Raw genomic sequence first — 20566 nt, 5'->3', positions numbered from 1 at the left:
CGGTTTTCAATTCAGAGATTTGGTAATAGGAAGTATATAGTTAATTAGAAAGAGCTTAGAATGTTTTTTAGAAGACGGCGTATGTATTTAAATCAATTTAATGATAAATCTATGACAAAACAATCATTATTTAAAGCCAGTTTTGAAGAGAGTTTAAATTTACAGGACGATCCCATTTCCGGAGAATTTTCCAATAAAAATTTAGCATCTGCTCAAGAAAAAGAGAAATACAGAGGTACAACAAAATCGTATGTATGGTTGACTGTTTTAACAGTTGTCTTCATTATCGGTCCCAATTGGCTTATAACAGCCTTAACCAATTACCTTTATCATCATTCTGAGGATTCTCCTCTATTGCCATCGGTTCATAATTTCTTGCCCAACTGGCTATTTATTATTTTCTTACTCTTGTGGCTTTTACTGATTCTTTTTGGGAAACACTTTTCTCAGCAGTTTATCCTTATATATAGGGGACAATTTCATATGTTTGTCACATTCCTAATTTGGTTGATTGTCGAAATGAATCTATTTTTACTGACATTTTTGTATAGTACGATAAAAGCGACAGGGGCAATCCTTTTCTTTGTTTTGTTTGGGCTTATGTGCTGCATTATCGTCCGAAGCAGGCGAACTTCGTTACTGTCATTGTTATATGGTAAACAAGAAGACGAACAAGACTGGCTGGGGAGACTGTTTCATAAAGTGGCTGCATATATCTTCAAATATGGTTTCGGAATTATTGTAGTTTTACTCATTTTTAGGTTGATTTTTCCCCATGTGGTAGGCCTTATGTTGGATACCCTAGGTGTTTTGCTTATTTGGTTTGTAGGTGACTTGTTATTTGTCCTGCTAGAAAGTTTTCTGATATTTCCATTTATGCTTCAAGGATATTACAAATGGAAATATCCCGAAGAATACCGAGAATGGGAAGGTAAGTCTGTAGAGGAATGGTATGGAAAGAGGTACTTGAAAAAGCACCCTGAACTATTACAAAAGAAGATTGGAAATCAAAGTTATGACTAAAAAATCTATTTTTAATGCTAGTTTTGAAGAGAGTTTAAATCTGGAAGATGATGGGTTTCGAAAGTTGCAGCAAGAGCAGCATGATAAAACGTCTAACTATTTTAAAAAAGGGAGAGCATCTCTTTGGTTTCGAATTAGAAGTTTTATTTTAGGTTTAATTTTTCCTGTTGGATTTAACTTTATGTTGCTTGTTGTATCTATGGAATTTCATGAGAGTAAGACCCTGACTCTTCCGATATCTAAGCACGAGTCATTAACTGTAAATGTTTTTTTGATTTTACTTCTTATTTGGCTGTTCTTAGTCATTCTTGGAAAATTTACTAAACGAACTTATCTTTTACCATATCGCTATCAGCTTCATGTTTTTACATTTATGCTTTGGTTTTTATTGGAAATTGATTTAATCGTTTTTGACATTCTATTAGCAAATTTAGCATTTTGGGAAATTATTGCTATATATGGAGTAATAATGATCTTCACTTACATGATGTTTAGTATGGAGTTAACAGGATTAAGAAAGCTTATGTATGATGAGGATAGACAAGTGACTTTTCGTAATAAGATTGCTAAAATGATTTCTATTTACGGCATGGGGATTTTAGGGATTGGTATTATTATAAAATATATTTTCGGAAGCTTTACTGTAGATATTTCAAATTCCATGAAAGCATTTGGTTTTTTACTTCTATGGGTCTTTGCTAATATTGTGGTGATTGCAATAATTGTTTTTATAGGTTTACCATATTTTCTCCAAGCCTATTACAAATGGAAATATCCCGAAGAATATCGAGAATGGGAAGGTAAGTCAGTAGAGGAATGGTATGGGAAGAGGTACTTGAAAAAACACCCTGAACTAATACAAAAGAAGATTGGTAATCCAAGTTATGACTAAAAAATCTATTTTTAGCGCAAGTTTTGAAGAGAGTTTAAATCTAGAAGATGATGGGTTTGTACAGTACCAGAAAGGAAATGTTTTCTCTAAGTTAGAAACATATTATAGGAAAGGAAAGTCTAAACTAGTTCTTCATATTCAGAATATTGTTTTAACTCTTATCGGTCCTGTCATTATAAACTTTATGATTCTTGTTTTCTCGCTATCCTTGCACGACTCTGATCCTAAAGACTTAAGATTGCCTATCTATCAACATCCATTACTAACAGCTGAGGTATATCTAGTCTGTTTCTTAATTTGGGTATTTATCATATTGATTGGTAAAGTTTTTAGAAAAGCTTTTATACTGCCCTATCGTTATCATTTTCATGTCATCACATTTCTAATTTGGCTTAGTTTTGAATTTAACCTGCTAGCTATTGATATGTCATTACCAACTTTATCTGTTTGGATGATTGCTGCAATTTTTGTTTTTATTTCTATATTAGCCTATTTTATGTTTAGACTTGAAATTGAAAGTCTCAAAAAACTGATGTATGGTAATGGAAGTAGTTCTTCTCCTCGCAATAAAACTGTCAATAAGATAGCGATTTATGGAATGAGCTTTTTGGGAATTGGAGTAATTATAAACTTTATAATAAAGGGTTTTTCCATGAAATTTTCAACTTCGTTGGAAGGCTTAGATCTTTTGATAACATGGATTATCCTAAATATTGCTGTGATTGCTATGCTAATCTATATCGAATTTCCTAGTTATTTACAAGCTTTCTACAAATGGAAATATCCCGAAGAATACCGTGAGTGGGAAGGCAAGTCTGTAGAGGAATGGTATGGGAAAAAATATTTAAAAAAACACAAGGATCTATTAAAAAACAGATGAAAAGAACGATTGGTATGGGTGATAGGGATAATTAGACAGGATTCTTAGCAGAATTTGTCTTTTCCGATTTTCAGCCGATAAGATTTTGACGAAAGAAGCTTCGTCTGAAAATAAAATCCGAACAAGGGGCGGTGAAGGTAGTTTTGAAAGAGCGACTAGGGAAGCGAAACAGCAATTAAAGGAATTTAAGTGGTAAACAAATGGAAGATTTAGGCAAAGTTTTTCGTGATTTTCGTTTAAATGGGCATTATTCTTTGAAGGAAGCGGCTGGTCAGATTTGCTCGACTTCTCAGCTGTCTCGTTTTGAGCTGGGTGAGTCGGACATGACCCTCTCGAAATTTTTAAATCTCTTGGATAATATTCATGTGACTCTTGAAAATTTTATGGACAAGGCACGGAATTTCCAGCAGCACGAGCACGTGGCCATGATGGGTAAAATTATCCCTCTTTACTACTCAAATGACATCAAGGGATTTCAAGACTTGCAAGCGGAGCAGTTGGAAAAGGCCCAAGCTAGTAGCACGCCTCTTTACTATGAGCTGAATTGGATTTTGCTGCAGGGCTTGATTTGTCAGCGAGACAGTCAGTTTCACATGAGACAAGAAGATTTAGATAAGGTGGCCGATTATCTCTTTCAAGTGGAAGACTGGACTATGTATGAGCTGATTCTCTTTGGCAATCTCTATAGTTTTTATGATGTGGACTATGTCTACCGTCTGGGCAAGGAAGTCATGGAGCGAGAAGACTACTATATAAAGAAATCGGTCGCCATAAGAAATTGGTCTTGATTTTAGCCCTCAATTGTTACCAGCATTGTTTGGAGAGTCGTTATTTTGATAAGGCTAGTTATTTTGAGGCTTACGTAGAGAAAATCATTGGCAAGGGCATCAAACTCTATGAACGCAATGTATTCCTCTATCTCAAGGGTTTTGCAGCTTATCAGAAGGGACAGAAGAAGCAGGGAATTAAGCAAATGCAGGAAGCCATGCATATCTTTGAAGTGCTGGAACTACCTGAGCAAGTCGCCTATTATCAAGAGCACTTCGATAAGTTTGTAAAAGTATAATTTCCCAAATATGGGAAAAATAAAGAACCTCCCTCCATTCCTGATACAATAGTTTCAGAAATGGAAGGAGGTATTTTTATGAATCGACAGGCAGCACAGCTGATTACACGGGCTGCTATTAATAAAATTGGGAATATGCTTTATGACTATGGAAATAGCATCTGGCTTGCTTCTTTGGGAGCTCTGGGACAGACGGTCTTGGGCATTTATCAGATATCAGAGCTAGTCACTTCCATCTTATTCAATCCTTTGGGGGGAGCTATTACGGACCGCTTTTCCAGACGTAAAGTACTGATGGTAGCGGACTTGATTTGTGCTGGTCTTTGTCTGCTGATTTCTTTTATTTCAAATGACCAGCTCATGATTGGAGCGCTGATTTTTGCTAATGTGGTTCAGGCTATAGCCTTTGCCTTTTCTCGGCCAGCTAATAAATCCTACATTACAGAGATTGTAGACAAGGAAGACATCGTGGCCTACAATTCTCATCTGGAATTGGCCTTGCAGGTTATCAGTGTCTCAGCTCCAGTCTTGTCTTTTATCGTAATGCAGTATGCAAATCTGCGCATCACTCTTCAGCTGGATGCCCTTAGTTTCTTTCTAGCTTTTGCCTTGGTTTACTTTCTGCCTAATCATGAGCCAAGCAAGCAGAAGTCTCCTATCCATTTTGGAAATATCCTGAGAGATATCAAGGAAGGTTTAGTTTATATCCGTCAGCAAAAAGAAATCTTCTTTCTGCTTTTAGTAGCTTCCGCAGTCAACTTTTTCTTTGCGGCCTTTAATTATCTATTGCCTTTCACCAATCAGCTCTACGATAAGACCGGCTCTTATGCGACTATTTTGAATTTGGGAGCTGTAGGCTCAATCGTTGGAGCCATTCTAGCCAGCAAGGTTAAGGCCAGTATGGGAAATCTGCTCCTAGCTCTGCTATTGACTGGTGTTGGAGTCGCAGTCATGGGCATCTCTGACTTACTACCGGTTCATCCATATTTCTCCTATTCTGGTAATCTTATCTGCGAGCTTTTTATGACTGTGTTCAACATTCATTTCTTCAGCCAAGTTCAGACCAAGGTGGACAAGCAGTATCTAGGCCGCGTTTTCTCAACGATCTACACGCTAGCAATTCTTTTCATGCCTCCTGCGACTTTTCTGATGACGCTTCTGCCGAGTGTCCACCCCCTTTCCTTTCTTCTGATTGGTTTCGGAGTGATGGGATTGGCTTTGATTTCCTACCTTTATCAAAAGAAAATACAAAAAGACTAGGCTGGAGTGATTTCCAACCTAGTTTTCTGTATGGGAATTTTTAAGTGCTTCTTTGGTTTTCTTAAGCTCTTTTTTCAGCGAGAAGTTTTTTAACATGCTGATGAGAAAAGTCGTGACGGATCCTAGGAGCACTGAGACCAAAATCAATATGATTAAGGGAAGTTTGAAGCTGAACAAGATAAAGCTAACATTGACGCTCTGCATATTGGCCAAGGAAATACCGGCAACCAATAAAACGGTAATTAAAAGCAGAATATAATGCAATTTTTCTTTCATAGTGATTCTCCTGTTTGTCTATTCAAACTCAGCCTTGCTTTTGATATCTCCGTATTCTTCTGGGATTTCTTGGGCAAGGATATCTTCATAAGCAGCCAGTTTAATATCTGAGCCATACTTGTTTTTCAGAGCAGTGGTCACCAGACGGTAGGCCAAGTTCGCATTGCGGGACAAGATGGGGCCATGGAAGTAGGAGCCAAAGACATTTTTATAATGAACACCTTCGCAACCATCCTCTTGGTTGTTGCCATTTCCATAGACGACTTTGCCCAGAGGTTTTTCATTGTCAGCGAGGAAAGTCCGTCCTTGGTGATTTTCAAAGCCGTAGTAGGTTTCATCGAATTCTTCGTTATGAATCTTGATGTCACCGATATAGCGGTTTTTGGTCTGGTTGAGGGTATAGTGACCCATGATGCCCAGACCTTCAATTCGACGGCCAGAAGCCTCGATATAGTATTGGCCTAAAAGTTGGAAGCCACCGCAGATGGCTAGCACTACACCGTTTTCATTAATAAAGCTTTCCAAAGCTTCCTTTTTAGCTGGCAAGTCACGAGCCACGATCGTTTGCTCATAGTCTTGACCTCCGCCAAAGAAGACGATGTCGTAGCTGTCCTTGTCAAAGTCATCTTCTAGAGAGACGATATCGACTTCAACCCTAGCGCCTAGCTTTTCAGCCACATACTTGAGCATGAGGACATTGCCGTTGTCGCCGTAGGTATTCATGAGATTGCCATAGAGATGAGCAACCTTTATATCATAGCAATAGTCCTGGTTTTCAGGAGAAGTGAGGGATCTGTATATCATTATTTCATCTCCTTTCTGACCACTTGTCGTTCTGCCAGTAGCTCGCGGAATTCCAGCATAGCAGTATAAGTTGCTAAGATATAGGCATGCTTGGTTTCTTGCTGTTCAATGGCCTTAAAGACTGCTTCCAAATCTTTGACTTCGGTAATCTGATCTGCTGGATAGCCCGTTACCCGCAGTCGACGAGCAATTTCTGAGTGGCGGACACCGCCTGCAATGACATGAGGAATCTCCATCTCTAGAATCTTCTCAAAATCAGCATCCCAGATCCAGCTGGTATCAATGCCGTCTGCATAGTTGGCATTGAGTAGGACAGACAAGCTAAAGTCAAATGGTGCAAGTCCAATCATATCCAAAGCTTGGGTGGCTCCGACCGGATTTTTAATCAAGACTAAGGTACATTCCTTATCGCCAATTTTGAAGGTTTCCTGACGGCCAAAGACAGCCCGGCTCTTGTCAAAGCCAGCCTTGATAGTAGCTGGCTCGACACCAAAGAACTGAGCTACTGATACAGCGGCCAAGGCATTGTAGATATTATAAAGTCCTCCGATATTGATTTGATAGTCTTGACCATCAATGGTAAAGGCCGAGCGGTTATGCTCAAGTGTTTTGAGAGCGGTCAGGCTGTAGTCAAGCTTAGGACGCTTGAAGCCGCAGTCCTCACAGATATAAGCCCCCAGATTAGCATAGGTGTTGAGCTCGTACTTGAGGATATGCTCGCACTTGGGACAGAGGATGCCCTCTGTATTGTAGTGAGCTAGCTGAGCCTGATCTTTCTCGGTATCAAATCCATAGTAGCGGACAGGATTCTTTAGGCTGACTGAGTTAAAGAGGGGGCTGTCACCATTCATCAGTACAGTCGCTTGAGGCACTTTAGCTGCAGCATCCAGAATCATTTGGTAGGTCGTATAGATCTCGCCATAGCGGTCCATCTGGTCTCGGAAAATATTGGTAAAGACGAAGAGGCTAGGCTTGATATAATCACAAATCCGAGATAGGCTGGCTTCGTCTATCTCCAGCACAGCGATATTCTTGCCAGATTTGCCTTTCTTAGCTGTCAGGAATGTTGTCGTAATCCCAGTAATCATATTGGCACCGCTGGGATTGGTCACCACTTCTCCGAAGGCTTCCTTGAGAATACCCACTGTCAGAGCTGTAGTTAAAGTTTTACCATTGGTTCCGGTAATAACCACGACCTCATAGTTCTTTGCTAGGTTTTGCAAAATATTTTTATCAAATGTCAGGGCAACTTTCCCCGGCAGAGTCGATCCACGCCCCATTTTGTTGAGAACAAAGTGGGAGGACTTGCCCGCCAAGAGGCCCAAGGCTGTATTTATCTTCATAAGAAATATTTTATCATAAAAAAGTAAAGAAGGTTACAGAAAAATATTGACAAACATGATATAATGGGTTGGTAAGTCTTTAAGCATTAAGACCCACTGTAAAATAAAAAGAGAGAAGTTAATTGAGTGAACTCTAATTACAAGATAAAATCAGGCTGTTACTAGATTTAATAAGTTCGATTTGTTGCTACAGCTGTTTGATTTTGCTTGTAGAGGAGTAGGAAGTCTAAGTATGAATTTTCAACAACTAACCAATCTCCAATATTGGGCCAGTTTGTTTTCTGACCCTTGGAGGATTGTAATTAATATTATTGACGTCACTATCGTCGCATGGATTTTATATTATCTAATCAAGGCCATTGCTGGTACCAAGATTATGATTTTGGTCCGAGGTGTGCTCTTCTTTATCTTGGCACAGTTTTTTGCCAATATCATCGGCTTGACTACCATTTCTTGGTTGATCAATCAGGTCATCACTTACGGGGTCATTGCGGCCGTGGTGATTTTCTCGCCTGAGATTCGGGCAGGATTAGAAAAGCTTGGCCGAGCAACGGATATTTTTTCTGCGACGCCCATCAGTAACGAAGAAAAAATGATTCAGGCCTTTGTCAAGTCTGTTGCCTATATGAGTCCGCGGAAAATCGGGGCTTTAGTGGCTATTCAAGGGACCCGCACCTTGCAGGAGTATATTGCAACAGGGATTCCCTTGGATGCAGATGTATCGGGAGAGCTACTAATCAACATTTTTATCCCAAATACGCCATTGCACGATGGAGCTGTCATTATAAAAAACAATAAAATTGCGGCTTCCTGTGCCTACCTGCCTCTGACAGAAAGCAGCGGTATCTCTAAGGAGTTTGGAACCCGGCACCGCGCAGCTATTGGCCTGTCTGAAGTATCCGATGCGTTTACTTTTGTTGTTTCAGAAGAAACAGGTGGTATTTCTACCACGCACAATGGAATTTTCAAGCATGATTTGACTTTGGATGAGTTTGAGACAGAGCTGAGAAAGGTCTTCTTATCAGAGCAGGACAAGCCAGCAGGTTTGAAAAAACGCTTCATGGGAGGATGGAAGAAATGAAAAAACGTAAAAAAATTCTTTATATCATCTCTTCGTTTTTCTTTGCCCTAGTGCTTTTTGTCTATGCAACCTCTAGCAGTTATCAAAACAATACTGGAGTTCGACAGGTCACATCTGAAACTTATACCAATACGGTTTCCAATGTGCCGATTGACATCAAATATGACAGCGAGAATTACTTTATCAGCGGCTTTACTTCTGAAGTTTCCGTTGCCTTGACAGGCTCCAACCGTGTCAATCTAGCCAGTGAAATGCAGGAAAGTACTCGGAAGTTTCGAGTCGTAGCTGATCTTTCCAAGGCTACAGAAGGCACAGTAGAGATTCCGCTAAAAGTGGAAAACCTGCCGAGCGGTCTGACTGCTACAGTCACCCCGCAGAAGATTTCGGTTAAGATTGGTAAAAAATCCAGCAAGAAGGTTGAGGTCCGCTACCTCATCACAGACAGCCAGGTGGCTGAAAATGTGACTATCAGTGGTGTGACCTTGGAAAATAAGGAAGCTACTGTAACCAGTGACGAGGAGACCCTGTCTAAGATTGAGTCTGTCGTAGCTATTCTCCCGACTAATGTCATTATCACTGGTAACTATAGCGGGACAGTACCGCTGCAGGCTGTGGATGGTCAGGGAAATGTCATGCCAAGCGTGGTGACACCATTTGAAACGACTATGCGTGTCAACACTAAAACAGCAGACAGCTCAGGCTCGTCCTCCTCTAACAGCAGCTCAAATACGAGCTCATCAAATAAAAACTAAATAAAATTTTGAAAATAAACTTGGATGAAGTCAGTCTGTCTTGCTTGCAGCCTAAATCTTTACATCCAGGTCTTATGAAAGGAAACTATTTATAATGGGTAAATACTTTGGAACCGATGGTGTTCGCGGAGAAGCAAATGTGGAATTAACGCCGGAATTGGCCTTTAAACTCGGTCGCTTTGGTGGTTATGTTCTGAGTCAGCACGAAAGTGAAGTTCCTCGGGTCTTTGTTGGCCGTGATACTCGAATTTCAGGAGAAATGCTGGAAAGCGCCTTGGTTGCAGGACTTTTGTCCGTTGGGATTCATGTCTATAAATTGGGTGTCATTGCAACGCCTGGTGTGGCTTATCTGGTCAAGTCAGAGAAAGCCAGCGCCGGAGTTATGATTTCTGCTAGCCACAATCCAGCTTTGGATAATGGTATCAAATTCTTTGGTGGTGACGGCTATAAACTGGATGATGAGCGTGAGTTGGAAATCGAAGCTTTGCTGGACGCAGCAGAAGATACCTTGCCACGTCCGAGCGCCGAAGGTTTGGGTGACTTGGTTGATTATCCAGAAGGACTGCGTAAGTACCAACAATACTTGGTTTCAACTGGCTTAGAACTAGAAGGAATGCATGTGGCCTTAGATACGGCCAACGGTGCGGCTTCTACCAGCGCTCGTCAGATTTTTGCGGATCTCGGCGCACAGCTGACCATTATCGGAGAAAATCCAGACGGCCTTAATATCAATCTGAATGTTGGCTCTACGCATCCAGAAGCTCTGCAAGAAGTTGTCCGTGAGTCTGGTGCAGCGATTGGTCTGGCCTTTGATGGAGATAGCGACCGCCTCATTGCCGTGGATGAAAATGGTGAGCTGGTAGATGGTGACAAGATTATGTACATCATCGGTAAGTACCTGTCTGAAAAAGGTGAGCTGGCGCAGAATACGATTGTTACGACTGTCATGTCCAACCTAGGCTTTCATAAGGCTTTGGATCGTGAAGGTATCCAAAAGGCTGTGACAGCAGTTGGTGACCGCTATGTAGTAGAGGAAATGCGCAAGAATGGCTATAATCTAGGTGGCGAGCAGTCTGGACATGTGATCATTATGGACTACAATACGACAGGTGACGGTCAGCTTTCAGCTGTGCAATTGACCAAGGTCATGCAGGAAACAGGTAAGAAACTTTCTGAATTAGCTGCTGAAGTAACCATATATCCGCAGAAACTGGTCAATATCCGTGTGGAAAACAGCATGAAGGATAAGGCGATGGAAGTTCCAGCTATTAAGACGGTGATTGAGAGAATGGAAGCCGAAATGGCTGGCAATGGCCGGATTTTAGTTCGTCCAAGCGGAACAGAGCCTCTGCTGAGGGTCATGGCTGAAGCACCAACAGACGAAGAAGTAAATTATTATGTAGATACCATTGCTAATGTTGTTCGAGATGAAATTGGGATAGACTAATAAATGTAAAGAAACTGAGACATAATGTCTTGGTTTTTTTATATTCGTATGAATTTTTAAACACTTTAAATAAAAATGTTGATAAATTGCAATACTCTTGGTATAATAAGCTACGAAAGGAGTATAAGATGAAAAATAAGAAAACACTTATTCTTAAAATTTTAATCTTGTTAACGGCTATTGTTACAGGTCTTGGTTTGGCTGCTAGGACACAGGCTGCTGAGGTAACAGATTATACCCAGCAAACAAGCATTACCAAAGATGGTGTGCCATTAACAAGTGACTCAACAGTTATGACCAATGAAACTCTGTCTGTAACAACTAGTTTCACATTCCCGTCATCTCAAACTATCGCTGAAGGCGACACCCTGACTTTCTCACTGCCGCAGGAATTAACCCTGATTACTCCCTTAAACTTCCAAGTATCTGATGTTGTCAATCACAAGGGAGAAGTAGTCGGAAAAGCTCAAGCGAATCCAGCAAGTCAGACTGTTACGGTAACCTTTAGTAATTACTTTACTAATTACACCGAACAAAAAGAAATGTCCCTGACTTTTAATGTACGAGTTAATAACGACAAGGTGCAAAATTCAGGACCGGTTTCCTTCAAATTTGGCCAGACAGATTTTTCTTTCCAATACGAAAAGGTAGAAGGAACTGCTGGTGAGTATGAAATGAAATATGGTTACCAAGACAGTAGCGATCCAAAAATTGTCAAGTGGCGCATTATCCTGAATGCAAGACAGGACATGCTTCGTAACATGGTGATTTCAGACAACTTTGGCGATGGTCTGACACTGGTACCAGGTACACTGCGAGCAGTTCGTTATGCTCCTGTAGAAGGTGGTATCCGCAATGAGGCGCACTTGCTGACTCTGCCTGTTTTGGATAACTTCACTAACAAGGCGGTTCTTACGCAAAATGCTAATGGTGATGCTAATGGCTTTACCATCAACTTTGGTGATAACTACAACTGGCCAATGTACATCGAGTACTCTACTCGCGTACCAGATGGTGTTCAAGTAGGTGATGTGGTTAACAACACCTTGTCTTGGACAGCTAAAGGCTTCCCAGAGCGTACTATTACTAAGTCAGTCCGCTTAGAAGATGGTTCTGGTAAAGGAAGCGCTCTGCTAGCAAAAGACGTAATGATTAAGGCTCAGAAGAAGCTTGTTAATAAAGAGTTAGAAAAAGGTCAATTTACCTTTGGTCTCTTTGACGAAAGTGGTAACTTGCTTCAAACAGTTACCAATGAAGCAGATGGCTCTATCAACTTTAAGGCTTTAAACTACAGTGCTGCTGGTACTTACCGCTACAGCATTAAGGAAATCCCAGGAAACGATCCTAACTACGTCTATGATGACAAGGAAGCACAGCTGACAGTTACTGTAACAGATGTTAATGGTGAGCTTTTGGGCTCTGTCAAGTATGACTTGGATCCAGTCTTTACAAATACTTATAGAGGTAATGATCCAGGCAAGTCAGTTCAGCCGCCAACTCCTGGCAATAACAACAATCCAAACAACAACCCAAATAATAATCCAAACAATAATCCAAACAATAATCCAAATAACACTCCAGGCAATGGTAACAATACCCCTGGTAACAGTTCCGACAATCCAAAGGGTGGAACAGACAATCCAGGGAATGGAAATAACAATTCAAACAATGGTACCAATGATCCGGGTGCTGCAGGAGGCAACAAAAAAGTTCTGCCTAAGACTGGTCAAGAAACGACACTTTGGCTGACAGTTGCTGGTTTGGCAATCTTAATTGCTTTTGGAGGCTATGTCTTTATTCAAAAGAAAGATTAAGTAAGATTTAAAGGTTTTAGGAGTTTTCTCTTAAAGCCTTTTTACATGCTTTTCCATTTGAAAAAACGGAGTAATCATGTTAGAATAGACCTAGTAATTTTTAAAGGATAGAGGTGTTATCGTGGCTTTTGGAGATAACGGACAACGTAAAAAAACAGGATTTGAAAAATTGACGATGCTGGTCGTGATTATCATGCTCATCGTGACAGTTGGAGCTATCTTTGCTTCCGCTCTCAGCGCAATCTTTTAATCCAAACGCTTCAGGGCGTTTTTTTAGACTAGAAAAAGAGAATAGAAAAAATGAGTATGTTTTTAGACACAGCTAAGATTCAAGTTAAGGCTGGCAATGGTGGCGATGGCATGGTGGCCTTTCGCCGTGAAAAATATGTTCCTAATGGCGGTCCTTGGGGCGGTGATGGCGGTCGTGGCGGCAATGTTGTTTTTGTTGTAGACGAGGGCCTGCGCACCCTGATGGATTTTCGCTATAATCGCCACTTCAAGGCTCAGTCTGGTGAAAAGGGCATGACTAAGGGCATGCATGGCCGAGGGGCTGAGGACTTGATTGTTCGAGTGCCGCAGGGGACGACGGTTCGTGATGCGGAGACGGGTAAGGTGCTGACGGACTTGGTAGAAAATGGCCAAGAATTTATCGTAGCGCGTGGTGGCCGAGGCGGTCGTGGAAATATTCGCTTTGCAACGCCTAAAAATCCTGCTCCAGAGATTTCTGAGAATGGAGAACCAGGTCAAGAACGGGAGCTTTTGTTGGAGCTCAAGGTCCTAGCAGACGTTGGTCTGGTCGGCTTCCCATCTGTTGGAAAATCCACTTTGCTTAGTGTTATTACAGCAGCCAAGCCTAAGATTGGTGCCTATCATTTCACGACAATCGTGCCCAATCTAGGCATGGTTCGCACTCATTCTGGAGAGTCCTTTGCGGTGGCAGATCTACCAGGTTTGATCGAAGGGGCCAGCCAAGGGGTTGGACTGGGAACCCAGTTTCTCCGTCATATTGAGCGGACACGGGTTATCCTGCATGTCATCGATATGTCAGCAAGTGAGGGGCGTGATCCTTATGAGGACTATCTAGCTATCAATAAAGAGTTGGAATCCTACAATCTTCGTCTCATGGAGCGCCCGCAGATTATTGTTGCAAACAAGATGGATATGCCTGATAGTGCTGAAAATCTTAAGATATTCAAAGAGAAATTATCAGCTAATTATGATGAGTTTGCGGAACTACCGCAAATCTTCCCGATTTCCAGTCTGACCAAGCAAGGACTTGCGACGCTCTTGGATGCGACCGCAGAATTACTGGATAAGACACCAGAGTTCTTGCTTTATGATGAGTCTGAAATGGAAGAAGAAGCTTACTATGGCTTTGACGAGGAAGCACCAGCCTTTGAAATCTCTCGTGATGATGATGCGACTTGGGTGCTGTCGGGTGACAAGCTAGAGAAACTCTTTAATATGACCAACTTTGACCGTGATGAGGCAGTTATGAAATTTGCCCGTCAGCTACGTGGTATGGGCGTTGATGAAGCCCTTCGTGCTCGCGGAGCCAAGGATGGCGATCTGGTTCGCATCGGCAAGTTTGAGTTTGAATTCGTTGACTAAGGAGGCTTGCAGTGGGTGATAAACCAATATCCTTCCGCGATGAAAATGGAAATTTTGTCTCTGCAGCCGATGTCTGGAATGCAGAAAAGCTAGAAGAGCTCTTTAATAAACTCAATCCTAAGCGCAAGCTGCGTCTGGAAAGAGAAGCATTAGCGAAAGCAGAAGAGGAATAAGATAAAAAGCAGCTGAGCAGGAAATAATCCTACTCAGCTGCTTTTTTGCGCCAAAGATGTATTCGTTAAGGTAATTAACCTTTGTTTTAAGCAAAGATTTTAGGGCTGACTGCTTTTATTCGAGGGAGAGCAGCTAGGCAGACACCTAGAACGATAAGCTTGTCTGCATAGTCAGTTAGTATTTGGACGAGGACGATACTAAGGACGGGGTTGACTCCCATTCCCCGCAGGGCTTGGACGATGAGGCTGGATCCGCTGGATGTTATGCCTCCGAAGAGCAGGACAGTGATTGCAGAGGCTACTAGGGTACCCGGAAGGGCTACCAATAGGGTTTTCCAGAGAAGGCTGAGCTTTAAGCTTCCTTTTTCTTTAAAAAACCAAGCTGCTGAAAGAGCAATGATGATAGCGGCAGGCGAGTAGTAGAGAGAAAAGATATCGGTTGTCATCCAGCCAATGAGGGCGCTGAGAAAGGCAACGCTAGCCCCAGCAAGAGGTCCTAAGGTCAAGCTAGCTAGAATCGTTCCAAAGGTATCTAGATAGATAGGTAATTTCAGAAATAGTGCAATATTAGCTCCCACGTAGTTAAGAGCGATACAGATAGACAAGAAGCTTAGGATAAGGGGTGTCGATTTTTTCATGATAAAATTTTCCTCATAAAAGTGATGATAGGTCTCGAGCAATCGTTTCCTTAGGTTGATTCAGGAGGATAGCTAAGAAGTCTTGGAAGAAGAGTGAGGGACTGACTTGAGTTGCAATATAGGCATTGGCTGGTTTATGATAGAAGTTATAAGCATCAACCACGGTCTGTCCAAGAGCAATGCCTTCGGTCACGATTTCAACATAGGAGTCGAAGCCCATACAAAGATCTTCATGCAGAAAATGAGCAATAGCAAGCGGATCGTTGATGACACAGCCGATGATGTGTTCATATTCCCAGTGAAAGTCCCAGTAGAAACGCGTGATACGACCGACAAACTCAGCTACTTCTGGCTGTAGAAAACGCATGTACTCTAATAGATTGGGGGTGAGGACGATGGCGCGTGTGACATCTAGTCCAACCATCTCGATTTTTCGGCCTAACTTTTGATAGACAAATTGAGCGGCGTGTGGGTCACACCAGTAGTTATACTCGGCTACAGGTGAGCAGTTGCCATGAGATTTGTAGCTGCCGCCCATACTGACAAAGCGTTTGATATGTTTTCCAATTTGGGGATTTTGCTTTATTGCCATTGCTAGATTAGTCAATGGTCCCAAGGCGATTAGTGAAGTGTCCTGAGCCTTCTGGAAATAGGTAGCCAGAAATTCAGATGCTTTCTGAGGCTGGGGCTGACAATTGCTTGTTCGATTGATTCTGCTCTCGCCTAAACCATCCATACCGTGGGTATCTTGAGCTGAAACGAAATCGCGGACTAGGGGCTTGTCTGCCCCTGCATAGACTGGGATATCTAACCGATTCAGTCTTTCTAATATTTTAAAGGCATTTTCAACACCAAGGTCTACTGGGACATTTCCAGCGACGATGGTCAGTGCTACTACTTCTAGATTGGGATGTTGAATGGCATAGATTAGGGCTAGACTATCATCTATACCAGGGTCGCAGTCGATAATGACTTTTCTTTTCATGAGTTCTCCTTTGCCTATATAAAAATGAGGTTGAGACAATCGGTCCCAACCTCTTAACTGTCTGACTAATCGAGGAGACAGCAAAAAAACTATGCGCAAGACATTTTATATACAATATAAAGGCACTTAGTTTTTTATTCTGGGAAGTTTTCGAACCAGTCCAAAACCGAGGTTTTGATTTCTCTGTTTTTTTATCATAAATAAAAATAAGGAAAAAGTCAATGGGAGTAAGCCTAACATGGTCACCCCCATCTTTTTATGGTATAATGAAAAAAATAAGTAGGAGAAGTGATAATTATGGCAAAAACGATTCATACAGATAAAGCACCAGCAGCGATTGGACCTTATGTTCAAGGAAAAATTGTCGGCAATCTTTTGTTCGCGAGCGGGCAAATTCCCCTGTCTCCTGAAACTGGAGAAATCATTGGGACGACTATTGAAGAGCAGACCCAGCAGGTGCTGAAAAATGTTTCAGCCATTTTGGAAGCCGCTGGAACAGATTTTGACCATGTAGTCAAGGCTACTTGCTTCTTGAGTGATATCAATGATTTTGTGGCCTTTAATGAAGTTTACAAAACGGCCTTTACAGAAGCATTTCCAGCTCGTTCAGCAGTCGAAGTGGCTCGCCTGCCTAAGGATGTGAAGATTGAGATCGAGGTTATTGCCGAGATTCTCTAAAAAAGAGCGGGGGAAAACCACTCTTTGACAGATTCTATCTGATGAAAGGATTATTATGTCTGAGAAGAAAATTCAGCTTGTCATTGTGACTGGAATGAGCGGGGCGGGGAAAACCGTAGCCATCCAGTCCTTTGAAGACTTAGGTTATTTTACCATCGACAATATGCCGCCAACTCTGGTGCCGAAGTTCTTGCAGCTGGTCGAAGGGACTACTGACAATGATAAATTGGCTCTGGTTGTCGATATGCGCAGCCGTTCCTTCTTTTTGCAAATTCAGAATGTTTTGGATGAATTAGAGCAGAATGAGAACATTGATTTCAAGATTCTTTTCCTAGATGCGGCGGATAAGGAGTTAGTAGCTCGTTACAAGGAAACGCGTCGCAGTCATCCGTTGGCAGCTGATGGTCGGATTTTAGATGGGATTAAGCTGGAGCGCGAACTTTTAGCCCCTCTGAAGAATCTCAGCCAAAATGTCGTGGACACAACTGAACTGACGCCAAGGGAACTCAGAAAGACCATCTCTGAGCAATTTTCAAATCAGGCTGACATGCATAGTTTCCGCATTGAGGTCATGAGTTTTGGTTTCAAATACGGTCTGCCTTTGGATGCTGACTTGGTCTTTGATGTGCGCTTTCTGCCCAATCCCTACTATAAACCTGAGCTACGCAATCAGACAGGCTTGGACAAGGATGTCTTTGACTATGTCATGAACCACGCCGAGTCAGAAGAATTTTACAAGAACCTGCTAGGCTTGATCGAGCCCATTTTGCCGGGCTATCAGAAGGAAGGCAAGTCTATCCTGACTATTGCTGTGGGCTGTACGGGTGGTCAGCACCGCAGTGTAGCCTTTGCTCAGCGCTTAGCAGATGATTTGGCTAAAAATTGGCCGGTCAATGCCAGTCACCGCGACAAAAACCGTCGGAAAGAAACGGTGAACCGCTCATGAGAAAGCCACGAATTACAGTCATTGGCGGTGGAACAGGAATTTCAGTTATTTTAGACAGCCTGCGTAAAAAGGACGTAGAGATTACAGCCATTGTTACAGTAGCAGATGATGGCGGCAGTTCTGGTGAGCTGCGGAAAAACATCCAGCAGTTAACTCCGCCAGGTGACTTGCGAAATGTCCTGGTAGCTATGTCCGACATGCCAAAGTTTTATGAGAAGGTCTTCCAGTATCGCTTTGCGGAAGGAGACGGTGTTCTAGCGGGGCATCCCTTGGGCAATCTGATTATTGCCGGCATTTCCGAAATGCAGGGCTCAACTTATAATGCCATGCAGCTTCTGACCAAATTTTTCCATACGACAGGAAAAATTTACCCTTCTAGCGACAATCCACTAACTCTGCATGCTGTGTTTGCAGATGGGACGGAAGTTGTAGGTGAGAGCAATCTGACCAGCAAGAGCGGGATGATTGAGCGGGTCTATGTGACCAATACCTATGATGACAAGAAGCCTGCTGCCAGTAAAAAGGTGGTCGAGAGCATCTTGGAAAGCGATATGGTGGTTCTGGGACCAGGTTCACTATTTACCTCTATCTTGCCTAATCTCGTTATTGAGGAAATTGGCCAAGCTCTTCTAGACACCAAGGCAGAAGTGGCCTATGTCTGCAATATCATGACCCAACGCGGCGAAACAGAGCATTTTTCAGACAGCGACCACGTCCAAGTTCTGCACCGTCATTTAGGCAGGAAGTTTGTAGATACAGTCTTGGTTAATATCGAACCTGTCCCTCATGAGTACATGGACAGTAATCAGTTTGACGAATATCTGGTACAGGTGGAGCATGATTTTCAAGGATTACAAGAGCAGGTTCCGCGCGTTATTTCTTCGAATTTTCTTCGTTTGGAAAATGGCGGAGCTTTCCATGATGGTGAGTTGGTCGTTGACGAATTGATGCAGATTATACAGGTACGCAAATGAGCTTTACAGTAAAAGTAAAAGAAGAACTGTTGAGTCTGGCAAGCAGAGATAAAAATGAGCTGTCAGCCATGATAAAGATGTCTGGTAGTCTGGGATTGGCCAGCAGTGGTTTGACCCTGTCTGTCACAACAGAAAATGCCAAAATTGCCCGCCATCTCTATGAGTTGCTGTCGGACCTCTATCAGGTCAAGTCAGAAATCCGCCACCATCAGAAGACCAACTTGCGCAAGAACCGTGTTTATACAGTATTTCTAGATCAGAAAGTGGAAGAAATCCTTTCTGACCTGCACTTGGCTGACTCCTTTTTTGGTATCGAGGCAGGGATTGACCAGGCTATTTTGACTGATGACGAAGCCAGTCGAGCCTACCTACGGGGAGCCTTTCTCTCAAATGGCAGCATGCGGGAGCCAGACTCAGGCAAGTACCAGCTGGAAATCCTGTCCGTTTATCTGGATCATGCTGAGGACTTGGCTGCCTTGATGCGTCGTTTTCTGCTTGATGCCAAGACCATCGAGCGCAAGAAGGGGGCTGTCACTTATCTGCAGAGAGCTGAAGACATCATGGATTTTCTCATTGTCATCGGGGCTATGGAAGCCATGGCTGAGTTTGAGTCTCTTAAGCTCATGCGGGAAGCGCGCAATGACCTCAACCGCGCTAATAATGCGGAGACAGCGAACATCGCCCGCACGGTCACAGCCAGTATGAAAACTATCAATAATATTGCCAAAATCAGCGATAATATTGGCATAGAGAGTTTACCTGTAGACCTGCAGGAGGTAGCTCAACTTCGTATTCAGCATCCAGACTACTCCATCCAGCAGTTGGCTGATAGTCTGAGCCGGCCACTGACTAAGAGCGGTGTCAATCATCGCTTGAGAAAAATCAATAAAATCGCAGATGAATTATAAAAGCTGCTGAGCTCGAGCTCGGCAGCTGTTTTTTTATAGGCTTGTAGAATGTTTGGGTTGGACTTTTTGCTCAGGATAGATATGGTTAATGGCATTGTTAACAGCAGTAGGTGCTTCACCCAGCCCAGTCGCAATCAAGTCAATCTTTCCCTCGTAGCTGCAGCAGTCTCCAGCTGCATAGATACCTGGCATGGAAGTTTCTTGCTTGCTATTGACCAAAATCTTGTGACGGTTGAGCTCCAAGCCCCAATCTTTGAGATTGCCGACAGAGGATTTAAAACCGTAGTTGACAAAGAGGTGATCCAGAGGCAGAAGCTGACTTTCCTCTCCTTTAACTTGGCTGATTTCCAAGTGGGTTATCTTGCCATTTTCACCAACCAATCGACTGGGTACAAATGGTGTATTAATCTCAACACTAGAAGCCTTGAGTTCTTCCACACTATGCTCCAAAGCCCGGAAGTTGTCCCGACGATGAACCAGATTGGTTTCTGCAATCTTTTCAAAAGCTAGCGCCCAGTCAACAGCCGAGTCACCGCCGCCCAGAACAACAACCTTTTTGCCAGCGTACTGGCTGATGTTTGACACATGATAGTGGAGGTTACTGTAGGCTTCAGCATCGTCTAACTCCAAAGCTCTCGGTTTGAAGGCGCCGCCTCCCATGGCGATGATAATGGTTTTGGTCTGATGCTGGGCTTTAGAAGTCGTGATGGTGAAGCCATCATCAGATTTGACGATATCCAGCACTGTTTCATTGAGGCAAATCTCAGTCTGGAAAGTTTCCAGCTGCTCAATCAGACGCTGTGTCAACTCTTCGCCACTTAGATTGGTAAAGCCAGGGACATCCAGAATCTTCTTCTCTGGATAAAGAATGGCCGGCTGACCGCCCAGCTGAGGCAGGGAATCAATGATTTTAACCTTGGCTTGGCGCAGATGAGCGTAAAAAGCTGCGAATAGGCCAACCGGACCGCCACCGACTATCGTAATATCATACAGTTCAGACATAATCTTCCTCAAT

Annotated in this window: 21 protein-coding genes, 1 pseudogene and 1 riboswitch; of the genes and pseudogenes, 16 read left to right on the top strand and 6 right to left on the bottom strand. The window is 42.6% G+C overall.

Annotated elements, in window-relative coordinates:
* Positions 1-81 precede the first annotated feature (81 nt).
* The 5 genes and pseudogenes from FKX92_RS11770 (at position 82) to FKX92_RS11750 (ending at position 5121) form a co-directional block, all read left to right on the top strand.
* Positions 82-1023 (top strand): hypothetical protein, encoded by a 942-nt coding sequence (locus FKX92_RS11770; RefSeq protein ID WP_262405522.1) that lies wholly within the window; start codon positions 82-84, stop codon positions 1021-1023.
* Complete coding sequence (locus FKX92_RS11765; RefSeq protein ID WP_149566395.1) at positions 1016-1915, top strand: hypothetical protein; 900 nt, start codon at positions 1016-1018, stop codon at positions 1913-1915. Before FKX92_RS11770 ends, FKX92_RS11765 begins: the two co-directional genes overlap by 8 nt.
* Positions 1908-2795: a hypothetical protein gene (locus FKX92_RS11760; RefSeq protein ID WP_149566394.1), complete on the top strand. Its 888-nt coding sequence runs from the start codon at positions 1908-1910 to the stop codon at positions 2793-2795. The genes FKX92_RS11765 and FKX92_RS11760 overlap by 8 nt, the downstream gene beginning before the upstream one ends.
* A 200-nt stretch (positions 2796-2995) precedes the next feature.
* Positions 2996-3861: pseudogene (locus FKX92_RS11755) on the top strand (Rgg family transcriptional regulator).
* Positions 3862-3939: 78 nt separating this feature from the next.
* On the top strand, positions 3940-5121 hold the full coding sequence (locus FKX92_RS11750) for an MFS transporter (RefSeq protein WP_149566393.1): 1182 nt from the start codon (positions 3940-3942) through the stop codon (positions 5119-5121).
* An 18-nt stretch (positions 5122-5139) separates the two neighbouring features.
* Here the strand turns inward: FKX92_RS11750 and FKX92_RS11745 are convergent, their stop codons facing one another.
* From FKX92_RS11745 to murT, 3 genes are read right to left on the bottom strand one after another with little or no spacing between them, the layout of a single operon-like run.
* Positions 5140-5397: a LapA family protein gene (locus tag FKX92_RS11745; RefSeq protein WP_002895980.1), complete on the bottom strand. Its 258-nt coding sequence runs from the start codon at positions 5395-5397 to the stop codon at positions 5140-5142.
* An 18-nt stretch (positions 5398-5415) separates the two neighbouring features.
* Positions 5416-6201 (bottom strand): lipid II isoglutaminyl synthase subunit GatD, encoded by a 786-nt coding sequence (gene gatD, locus FKX92_RS11740; protein ID WP_125350881.1) that lies wholly within the window; start codon positions 6199-6201, stop codon positions 5416-5418.
* A complete protein-coding gene (murT, locus tag FKX92_RS11735) occupies positions 6201-7544 on the bottom strand; it encodes a lipid II isoglutaminyl synthase subunit MurT (RefSeq protein WP_125350880.1) in 1344 nt (447 codons plus the stop codon). Before murT ends, gatD begins: the two co-directional genes overlap by 1 nt.
* Positions 7545-7776: 232 nt before the next feature.
* Here murT and cdaA point away from each other — a divergent pair, with 232 nt between their 5' ends.
* The 7 genes from cdaA (at position 7777) to FKX92_RS11700 (ending at position 14422) form a co-directional block, all read left to right on the top strand.
* On the top strand, positions 7777-8625 hold the full coding sequence (cdaA, locus tag FKX92_RS11730; RefSeq protein ID WP_149566392.1) for a diadenylate cyclase CdaA: 849 nt from the start codon (positions 7777-7779) through the stop codon (positions 8623-8625).
* Positions 8613-9377 carry a CdaR family protein gene (locus FKX92_RS11725; RefSeq protein ID WP_187759444.1) on the top strand — a complete coding sequence of 255 codons (765 nt, stop codon included), beginning with the start codon at positions 8613-8615 and terminating at the stop codon, positions 9375-9377. The genes cdaA and FKX92_RS11725 overlap by 13 nt, the downstream gene beginning before the upstream one ends.
* Before the next feature lie 94 nt (positions 9378-9471).
* Entirely contained in the window at positions 9472-10824 is a 1353-nt protein-coding gene (gene glmM / locus FKX92_RS11720) for a phosphoglucosamine mutase (RefSeq protein WP_002902729.1), read from the top strand.
* 128 nt (positions 10825-10952) lie between these two features.
* Positions 10953-12638 (top strand): Ig-like domain-containing protein, encoded by a 1686-nt coding sequence (locus tag FKX92_RS11715; RefSeq protein ID WP_149566390.1) that lies wholly within the window; start codon positions 10953-10955, stop codon positions 12636-12638.
* Between the two features lie 121 nt (positions 12639-12759).
* Entirely contained in the window at positions 12760-12888 is a 129-nt protein-coding gene (locus FKX92_RS11710; protein WP_002895969.1) for a DUF4044 domain-containing protein, read from the top strand.
* Positions 12889-12938: 50 nt separating this feature from the next.
* On the top strand, positions 12939-14249 hold the full coding sequence (obgE, locus tag FKX92_RS11705; protein WP_002895968.1) for a GTPase ObgE: 1311 nt from the start codon (positions 12939-12941) through the stop codon (positions 14247-14249).
* Positions 14250-14260: 11 nt separating this feature from the next.
* Positions 14261-14422 carry a hypothetical protein gene (locus tag FKX92_RS11700; RefSeq protein ID WP_002895966.1) on the top strand — a complete coding sequence of 54 codons (162 nt, stop codon included), beginning with the start codon at positions 14261-14263 and terminating at the stop codon, positions 14420-14422.
* An 86-nt stretch (positions 14423-14508) separates the two neighbouring features.
* Here FKX92_RS11700 and FKX92_RS11695 read toward each other — a convergent pair whose 3' ends face one another.
* Both FKX92_RS11695 and FKX92_RS11690 read right to left on the bottom strand, forming a co-directional pair.
* A complete protein-coding gene (locus tag FKX92_RS11695) occupies positions 14509-15060 on the bottom strand; it encodes an ECF transporter S component (protein WP_223105455.1) in 552 nt (183 codons plus the stop codon).
* 13 nt (positions 15061-15073) lie between these two features.
* A complete protein-coding gene (locus FKX92_RS11690; protein ID WP_149566388.1) occupies positions 15074-16045 on the bottom strand; it encodes a nucleoside hydrolase in 972 nt (323 codons plus the stop codon).
* A 120-nt stretch (positions 16046-16165) separates the two neighbouring features.
* Positions 16166-16210, bottom strand: a riboswitch (PreQ1 riboswitch).
* Between the two features lie 132 nt (positions 16211-16342).
* Here FKX92_RS11690 and FKX92_RS11685 point away from each other — a divergent pair.
* Genes FKX92_RS11685 through whiA form a run of 4 tightly spaced genes read left to right on the top strand, consistent with a single transcriptional unit; the run spans position 16343 to position 19551 of the window.
* Positions 16343-16723, top strand: a complete 381-nt coding sequence (locus FKX92_RS11685) for a RidA family protein (RefSeq protein WP_002895964.1) — start codon at positions 16343-16345, stop codon at positions 16721-16723.
* Positions 16724-16778: 55 nt separating this feature from the next.
* Positions 16779-17669, top strand: coding sequence for an RNase adapter RapZ (gene rapZ, locus FKX92_RS11680; RefSeq protein ID WP_149566387.1), 891 nt, complete (start codon positions 16779-16781; stop codon positions 17667-17669).
* The gene (locus FKX92_RS11675; RefSeq protein ID WP_060976260.1) at positions 17666-18643 is read left to right on the top strand and encodes a YvcK family protein; all 978 of its coding nucleotides are present in this window, start codon (positions 17666-17668) and stop codon (positions 18641-18643) included. The genes rapZ and FKX92_RS11675 overlap by 4 nt, the downstream gene beginning before the upstream one ends.
* On the top strand, positions 18640-19551 hold the full coding sequence (gene whiA, locus FKX92_RS11670; RefSeq protein ID WP_002925343.1) for a DNA-binding protein WhiA: 912 nt from the start codon (positions 18640-18642) through the stop codon (positions 19549-19551). Before FKX92_RS11675 ends, whiA begins: the two co-directional genes overlap by 4 nt.
* A gap of 33 nt (positions 19552-19584) precedes the next feature.
* On the opposite strand, the gene FKX92_RS11665 is transcribed toward whiA, so the two are convergent.
* Positions 19585-20553: an NAD(P)/FAD-dependent oxidoreductase gene (locus tag FKX92_RS11665; protein WP_149566386.1), complete on the bottom strand. Its 969-nt coding sequence runs from the start codon at positions 20551-20553 to the stop codon at positions 19585-19587.
* Positions 20554-20566: the final 13 nt, after the last annotated feature.

The sequence above is a fragment of the Streptococcus sanguinis genome (assembly GCF_008329445.1).
GTDB lineage: Bacteria > Bacillota > Bacilli > Lactobacillales > Streptococcaceae > Streptococcus > Streptococcus sanguinis_O.
The sequence above is the reverse complement of the archived record's forward strand: the minus strand, read 5'-3'. Positions and strand labels throughout refer to the sequence as shown.

Bases quoted from the DNA above. Each gene is read 5' to 3' on its own strand.
- FKX92_RS11770 (WP_262405522.1), top strand. From the start codon at position 82: ATGTATTTAAATCAATTTAATGATAAATCTATGACAAAACAATCATTA.
- FKX92_RS11765 (WP_149566395.1), top strand. From the start codon at position 1,016: ATGACTAAAAAATCTATTTTTAATGCTAGTTTTGAAGAGAGTTTAAAT.
- FKX92_RS11760 (WP_149566394.1), top strand. From the start codon at position 1,908: ATGACTAAAAAATCTATTTTTAGCGCAAGTTTTGAAGAGAGTTTAAAT.
- FKX92_RS11750 (WP_149566393.1), top strand. From the start codon at position 3,940: ATGAATCGACAGGCAGCACAGCTGATTACACGGGCTGCTATTAATAAA.
- FKX92_RS11745 (WP_002895980.1), bottom strand. From the start codon at position 5,397: ATGAAAGAAAAATTGCATTATATTCTGCTTTTAATTACCGTTTTATTG.
- gatD (WP_125350881.1), bottom strand. From the start codon at position 6,201: ATGATATACAGATCCCTCACTTCTCCTGAAAACCAGGACTATTGCTAT.
- murT (WP_125350880.1), bottom strand. From the start codon at position 7,544: ATGAAGATAAATACAGCCTTGGGCCTCTTGGCGGGCAAGTCCTCCCAC.
- cdaA (WP_149566392.1), top strand. From the start codon at position 7,777: ATGAATTTTCAACAACTAACCAATCTCCAATATTGGGCCAGTTTGTTT.
- FKX92_RS11725 (WP_187759444.1), top strand. From the start codon at position 8,613: ATGGAAGAAATGAAAAAACGTAAAAAAATTCTTTATATCATCTCTTCG.
- glmM (WP_002902729.1), top strand. From the start codon at position 9,472: ATGGGTAAATACTTTGGAACCGATGGTGTTCGCGGAGAAGCAAATGTG.
- FKX92_RS11715 (WP_149566390.1), top strand. From the start codon at position 10,953: ATGAAAAATAAGAAAACACTTATTCTTAAAATTTTAATCTTGTTAACG.
- obgE (WP_002895968.1), top strand. From the start codon at position 12,939: ATGAGTATGTTTTTAGACACAGCTAAGATTCAAGTTAAGGCTGGCAAT.
- FKX92_RS11695 (WP_223105455.1), bottom strand. From the start codon at position 15,060: ATGAAAAAATCGACACCCCTTATCCTAAGCTTCTTGTCTATCTGTATC.
- FKX92_RS11690 (WP_149566388.1), bottom strand. From the start codon at position 16,045: ATGAAAAGAAAAGTCATTATCGACTGCGACCCTGGTATAGATGATAGT.
- FKX92_RS11685 (WP_002895964.1), top strand. From the start codon at position 16,343: ATGGCAAAAACGATTCATACAGATAAAGCACCAGCAGCGATTGGACCT.
- rapZ (WP_149566387.1), top strand. From the start codon at position 16,779: ATGTCTGAGAAGAAAATTCAGCTTGTCATTGTGACTGGAATGAGCGGG.
- FKX92_RS11675 (WP_060976260.1), top strand. From the start codon at position 17,666: ATGAGAAAGCCACGAATTACAGTCATTGGCGGTGGAACAGGAATTTCA.
- whiA (WP_002925343.1), top strand. From the start codon at position 18,640: ATGAGCTTTACAGTAAAAGTAAAAGAAGAACTGTTGAGTCTGGCAAGC.
- FKX92_RS11665 (WP_149566386.1), bottom strand. From the start codon at position 20,553: ATGTCTGAACTGTATGATATTACGATAGTCGGTGGCGGTCCGGTTGGC.